The sequence below is a fragment of the Actinomadura livida genome (genome assembly GCF_014648675.1).
In the GTDB taxonomy this organism is placed as follows: Bacteria; Actinomycetota; Actinomycetes; order Streptosporangiales; family Streptosporangiaceae; genus Spirillospora; species Spirillospora livida.
The window spans coordinates 192164-197827 of the sequence record NZ_BMRO01000003.1 but is presented as its reverse complement, the minus strand read 5'-3'; the positions used below and the strand labels follow the sequence as shown (position 1 = coordinate 197827).

Here is a 5664-nt window from a genome sequence, read left to right as displayed (position 1 = left end):
CAGCCCGGGGGCCGTCCCGAGGACGACGAGCTGGCCGCCTACAACGCCCGCCTCGCCAAGCTCGCCGAGCGCGACCGGGCCGCCGAGCAGGGGACCACGGGGCAGAAGACCACGGAGCAGAAGACCACGGAGCAGGGCAAGCGCACCTGACCGCGTCTCCCTCTCGCGGGGGAGTGGGCGGACGGTCCCGGTCTGCCACGATCGGGGGGTGATGCGTTTCGCGCGGCCGCTGATCGAGCGGAGGACCTGGCGGCGCTGGGCCCACCTCGTCGTGGGCGGCGCGCTGCTGATGCCGTTCTGGTTCTTCGCGCTCAGCCTCACCACACTGCTGCCGACCGACAACGTCGCCGTCGTCCTCGTGCTGTCGCTGCTCGTCGTGCCGACGGCGGCGACGTTCGTGACCGGGCTCGTGCCGACCGTCCGGCTGCTGGAGGGGTCCCTCGCCAGGGAACTGCTCAAGGGCCCGGCGGCGGACCTCACCCCAGGGTCGGCGCGGTCGTGGGAGAGCCGGGTGCGGGCCGCGTCGTGGTTCACCCTGCACCTGTCCGCCGGCGTGGTGGTCAGCGGGCTGAGCCTGACGGTGCCGCCGCTGGCGGTCGTGATGATCCTCGCGCCGGCGGTGAGCTGGGACACCCGGTTCCTGGCGAGCTGGGGGTGGCAGCCCGCCTGGCCGCAGTGGCCCGTGCCGCTGATCGGCCTCGCGTCGATGGCGGCGCTGCTCGCGCTGATCGTGGGCACCGGCGCGCTGCTGGCGCGGCTGGCGCCGCGGTTCCTCGGCCCCTCGGCCGCCGAACGGCTCGCCGAGATGGAGTCCAGGGCCGTCAAGCTGGCCGAGCGCAACCGGCTGGCGAGGGAGCTGCACGACTCGGTGGGCCACGCGCTCAGCGTGGTGACGCTGCAGGCCGGGGCGGCAGGCCGGGTGCTCGACAGCGACCCGGCGTTCGCGCGGGAGGCGCTCGGCGCGATCGAGGAGTCGGCCCGCGCGGCGCTGGAGGACCTCGACCACGTGCTCGGGCTGCTGCGCGAGGATCCGTCCCGTCCGGCGCCGCAGGCCACCCTGGGGGATCTCGGGCGGCTGCTGGAGCAGACCAGGATCGCCGGCGTGGAGCTCGACGCGGAGATCGACCCGGAGGTGCGGCGCGTCCCGGCCGCGGTGTCGCGGGAGGCGTACCGGATCGTCCAGGAGGGGCTGACGAACGCGCTGCGGCACGCGGGGAAGGTACCGGTGCGGCTCCGGCTCGGGGTCGTGGACGAACGGCTGGAGATCGAGATGAGCAACCCCCTCGGCGATCCGCACGGGGCGGGGGCCGGCCACGGCGGCGGGCGCGGCCTCGGCGGCGTCCGCGAGCGCGTCACCGTGCTGCGCGGCGCCATGACCGCCGGGCCGGACGGGAACGAGTGGCGCTTCCGCGTCTCGCTGCCGCTAAGGTCCGGAACATGACGATCAAGGTTCTGCTGGTCGACGACGAGCGGCTGATCCGGGCGGGCCTCGCGGCCATCATCGACGCCGAGGAGGACCTGGCCGTGGTCGGTGAGGCGTCCGACGGCGCGGAGGTGCCGGGGCAGGTGAACCGGCTGCGGCCCGACGTCGTGCTGATGGACGTGCGCATGCCGCGCCTCGACGGCATCCAGGCGACCCGCCGCCTGCTGGAGTCCATGGCGGAGCCGCCGCGGATCATCGTCGTCACCACGTTCGAGAACGACGAGTACGTGTACGACGCGCTGAAGGCGGGCGCGAACGGCTTCCTGCTGAAGCGGACGAGGCCGGAGGAGATCCTGCAGGCGATCCGGATGGTCGCGCACGGCGACACCCTGCTGTTCCCCGCGGCGATCCGGGAGCTGGCGGCCCGGCACGGCGCGTCCGGCGGCGGGGCGCGCGGCGCGGACTGGCACGACCGGCTCACCGAGCGGGAGGGCGACGTGCTGCGCCTGATGGCCAAGGGCCGCTCGAACGCCGAGATCGCCGGGGAGCTGTTCGTCAGCCCGCAGACGGTGAAGACCCACGTCGGGAACATCCTGGCGAAGCTCCAGGCCCGCGACCGCACCCAGGCGGTGATCCTGGCGTACGAGACGTCGTTCATCACCCCGGGCTGACCCTGGGCCGCCCCTTACGCATTGTTTACCAACGAGTAGCTACAAAGTAGGCATAAGCGAACTCGGCCGACGATCGGGGGATCATGGACGCCACGACGCTGTCCGAACTGCGCAAGCCGCGGGCCTACCCGGCCGTGTCGGTGCTGATGCCGACGCACCGGGCGCTCCCGGAGAGCCGGCAGGATCCGATCCGGCTGCGCAACCTGCTCGCGGAGGTGCGCCGCCGGCTGCGCGACGACACCCGGGTGCGGCCCGACGCCGCCGACCAGGTGATGCGCGGGCTGGAGCGCGCCGCGGGCGAGATCGACATGCGCCACGCGTCCGAGGGGCTGGTGCTGTTCGCCGCGCCCGACGGCGAGCACCACGCGTTCACGATCGGCCAGCCGGTCGACGAGCGGGTCGTCGTCGACACCGGCTTCGCCACCCGCGACCTCGTCGCCGACTACACCCGCACCCCGCGCTACTGGCTGCTGTCCCTCTCGGACCAGCGGAACCGGCTGTGGGACGGCCACGACGGCCACCTGGCCGAGCACACCGGCGACGGCTTCCCCATCGCCCCGGAACCGATCGACGAGGCGGGCTCCGGGCGGGCCTCGCGGCGCCCCGCGCGCGGCGGCGACGGGGGCGGCGACGGCGAGCGCCACCGCCAGACCGTCCGGGACGTCGCGAGCGCCGTCGACCGCGTCCTCGCCCGGGACCGCCGTCCCCTCATCGTCGCGGGCGTCACCCGCCGCCAGGCCCTGTTCGACGAGATGGCGGGCCCGAACACCACGGTCGCGGGACGCGTCGACGGCAGCTTCGAGGGCGCCTCGCCCAGCACGCTCGCCGAGGCGGCCCGCCCGGCCCTGGCCGCCTACGAGGACCTCCGCGAGGTGGGCGTGCTGTCCGAGCTGGAGGCCGCGCGCAGCATCCAGCGGTACGCGGGCGGGCTCTGCGAGGTCACGAAGCTGGTCGAGGAGGGCCGCGGCGAGCACCTGGTGGTGGAGCGCGGCTACTACGCGCCCGCCGTGCGCACGCGCGGCGAACTCGTCCCGATGGACGGCATGCCCGGCGTCCTGAAGGGCGCGGACGTCGTCGACGACGCCGTGGACGACGTCATTGAAACGGTCCTGGAGTACGGCGGCGAGGTCACGTTCGTCTCGGACGGCTTCCTCGTCGACCACGGCCGCATAGCCCTGGTGACCCGCTACTGAGCACGACCGTCAGCCGCGGGTGAGCCATTGGGCGGTGACGTCGCCGAGGACGGAGCGGATGGCGAGGACGGCGATGCCGAGGGTGAGGACGGGCATGATCACAAACCGCTCCACCTTGCCGTCGGTCTTCGGGACCACCGGGATGACGGTCCGCCAGGGGAGCGGCCAAAGCACTGGGCATCCGCGTGGTGTCAGGCAGTCGCCGACCACGTGCGCGAGGCAGCCGAGCGCGACCGCGAAGCCCACGAAGCTCATGTCGATCTTGTGCATGAGCCAGACGGCGATCAGGGCGAGCGCGCAGTCGGCCAGGGCCGACTGCGGCTCCTTGCCCTCGAAGTCGAGGCCGATCCCGCGCAGCCCCAGGCCGACGATCATGAAGAGGCAGGCCCACCACGCGTAGACGTAGTGGGTGGCGAGGAAGTCCATCGCGAAGCCCATCGCGACGGCGAACAGGATCGAGTGGGTCGCCTGCCGGTGCCCGCCCGACAGCTTCCCGACCCACTTGCACATGTGGTTGGTGATGGGCCCGAACGTGTTGGCGATCCGCCCGTTGTGGTGGTCGATGTCGGGCAGGATCGCCGCGCCCGCGCACACCACGGCGCCCGCCGCCACCTGCTCCGGCGACAGGGACACCGCGAACTCGCCGAGCAGCCGCTCCTGCGCGATCACCGGGACCGCGGCCAGCCATGCCAGCGCGCCGCTCAGGGCGTGCGTCTTGCCCATCATGTGCCGTTACCCCCGCCTTCCCGCGCTCCCGCAGCCCGGAGTCAGCGGGACTCTAATCCGCTACTGATCGTTTTCGGTGGCGGCGCGCCGAACCGGGTGCTACGTCCGTTCAGATGCGGGGGACAGCGCCCCGGTTCCCTTGCGGGCGCGCGGCTGGGCGGGTAGGCGGGCGGGTTACCGGGACGGGACGAATCGCCAGGCGCCGGACTCCTCGCCCGGCTCGTACGGGGAGTCGAGGCGCTTGGCGACGATGCCGGGCAGCCCCTGCTCGCCCGCGGCCTCGCGGACGGCGTCGCCGTCGCCGGGGAACCAGGGGGCGGTCTGCCACCGCGGGCCCGACAGCCCGAGGCCGTCGAGCGCCTCGCGCCGCTCCTGGTAGGGGGTGTCCAGCAGCGGGCGGCCGTCCAGATGGAGGACGTCGTAGACCATGTAGATCTCGCGCCCGCCGACGACGGCGAGTTCACCGTCCAGCAGGGCGGGCCGGGCGCCCAGCGCGGCGCCGAGGCGGGAGCCCAGGCCGCCGGGGCCGTCCACGTCGCGGCCCCGGTCGTCGGTGAACCGCGTCCGGCCGCCCTCGACGTAGGCGGGCATGCGCCGGCCGCCCCACCCGAACTCGAAGCCCCACGCGGCCTGGTCGCGGGGCAGCCGGGCCCGCCGCTCCGGGCGCATGGGGAGCAGCGACTCCGGCAGCGGCTCGGCGTCCGGGTCCGCCGGCGGGTCCATCCGGTGGATCATCCAGTTCCGGCCGCGGGTCCGGAACAGCACGTACCGGCCGGACACCCGCGAGCCGTGGATGACGACCTTCACCTCGCGCTCGGACCACTTCTCCGTCTCGTACGTCCCCCGGTCCCAGATGATCATCTTTCCGGCGCCGTACTCGCCGCGCGGGATCTCGCCCTCGAACGTCGCGTACTCCAGCGGGTGGTCCTCGGTGTGCACGGCGAGGTGGTTGGTCTCCGGGCTCCACGGCAGGCCCTTCGGCACGGCCCACGACACGAGCACCCCGTCGCGTTCGAGCCGCAGGTCCCAGTGCAGGCTCCTCGCGTGGTGCTCCTGGACGACGAACGTGTCGTCGTCCCCGTGCGGCAGCGCCTCGTCGTCGGGCACGGGCTCCGGAGTCCGCTCCGCGTCGCGCTTCCCGCGGTACTCCGCCAGGGGGTCGGCGTCCTTCTTCCGCTTTTTCGGAGTCACGCCCGGTTCGTACCCGAGATCACCGGATGAAGACGGCGTAGTCGGCGACGTCGCCCGTGAGGGACGGCGGCAGCCCCGCGACCGCGGACAGCTCCTCGGCGGACATGAAGCCGCCCGCCTCGGCCCGCACCCGCTCGATCGTCCGCGCCAGCTCCGGGGTGATGCCGGGCAGCAGGGTCAGCGCCTCCACCGGGGCGTGGTTGACGTCGACCAGCCCGCCGTCGTTGTACTGGCGCGGCAGGTCGGGACGGCCGATCCGCAGCTCCTTGGCGAGGCCGGGGTCCGCGGCGGCCAGTTCCCGCGCCTTGTCCCGCAGCAGCCGCTGCCGCTTCACGCGCTCCACGACGGCCTCGTTGTCGACCGCCGACAGCCCGTGCGGGTCGAACACGCGGCGGCGGATGATGAACGCGTGCCCGCAGCCCACCACCGCGAGGACGAACAGGAGCATGCCGACCGTGCG

The 5664-nt window shown here is 73.6% G+C and carries 6 protein-coding genes; 3 read left to right on the top strand and 3 right to left on the bottom strand.

Annotation, left to right across the window (positions count from 1 at the left end):
• Positions 1 to 211: 211 nt before the first annotated feature.
• The 3 genes from IEZ03_RS07570 to IEZ03_RS07560 all read left to right on the top strand — a co-directional run bounded on the left by IEZ03_RS07570 (position 212) and on the right by IEZ03_RS07560 (position 3287).
• Positions 212 to 1441 carry a sensor histidine kinase gene (locus IEZ03_RS07570; RefSeq protein WP_184890771.1) on the top strand — a complete coding sequence of 410 codons (1230 nt, stop codon included), beginning with the start codon at positions 212 to 214 and terminating at the stop codon, positions 1439 to 1441.
• Positions 1438 to 2094 (top strand): response regulator transcription factor, encoded by a 657-nt coding sequence (locus IEZ03_RS07565; protein WP_184886559.1) that lies wholly within the window; start codon positions 1438 to 1440, stop codon positions 2092 to 2094. The genes IEZ03_RS07570 and IEZ03_RS07565 overlap by 4 nt, the downstream gene beginning before the upstream one ends.
• Before the next feature lie 83 nt (positions 2095 to 2177).
• Positions 2178 to 3287: a baeRF3 domain-containing protein gene (locus IEZ03_RS07560; protein ID WP_184886557.1), complete on the top strand. Its 1110-nt coding sequence runs from the start codon at positions 2178 to 2180 to the stop codon at positions 3285 to 3287.
• A 9-nt stretch (positions 3288 to 3296) separates the two neighbouring features.
• Here the strand turns inward: IEZ03_RS07560 and IEZ03_RS07555 are convergent, their stop codons facing one another.
• From IEZ03_RS07555 to IEZ03_RS07545, 3 genes are all read right to left on the bottom strand, one after another.
• Positions 3297 to 4013 carry a metal-dependent hydrolase gene (locus tag IEZ03_RS07555; RefSeq protein ID WP_184886555.1) on the bottom strand — a complete coding sequence of 239 codons (717 nt, stop codon included), beginning with the start codon at positions 4011 to 4013 and terminating at the stop codon, positions 3297 to 3299.
• A gap of 174 nt (positions 4014 to 4187) precedes the next feature.
• Complete coding sequence (locus IEZ03_RS07550) at positions 4188 to 5204, bottom strand: DNA polymerase ligase N-terminal domain-containing protein (RefSeq protein WP_184886554.1); 1017 nt, start codon at positions 5202 to 5204, stop codon at positions 4188 to 4190.
• A gap of 19 nt (positions 5205 to 5223) precedes the next feature.
• Positions 5224 to 5664: ComEA family DNA-binding protein (locus IEZ03_RS07545; protein WP_229808109.1), on the bottom strand; the 441-nt coding region annotated here is incomplete at its 5' end.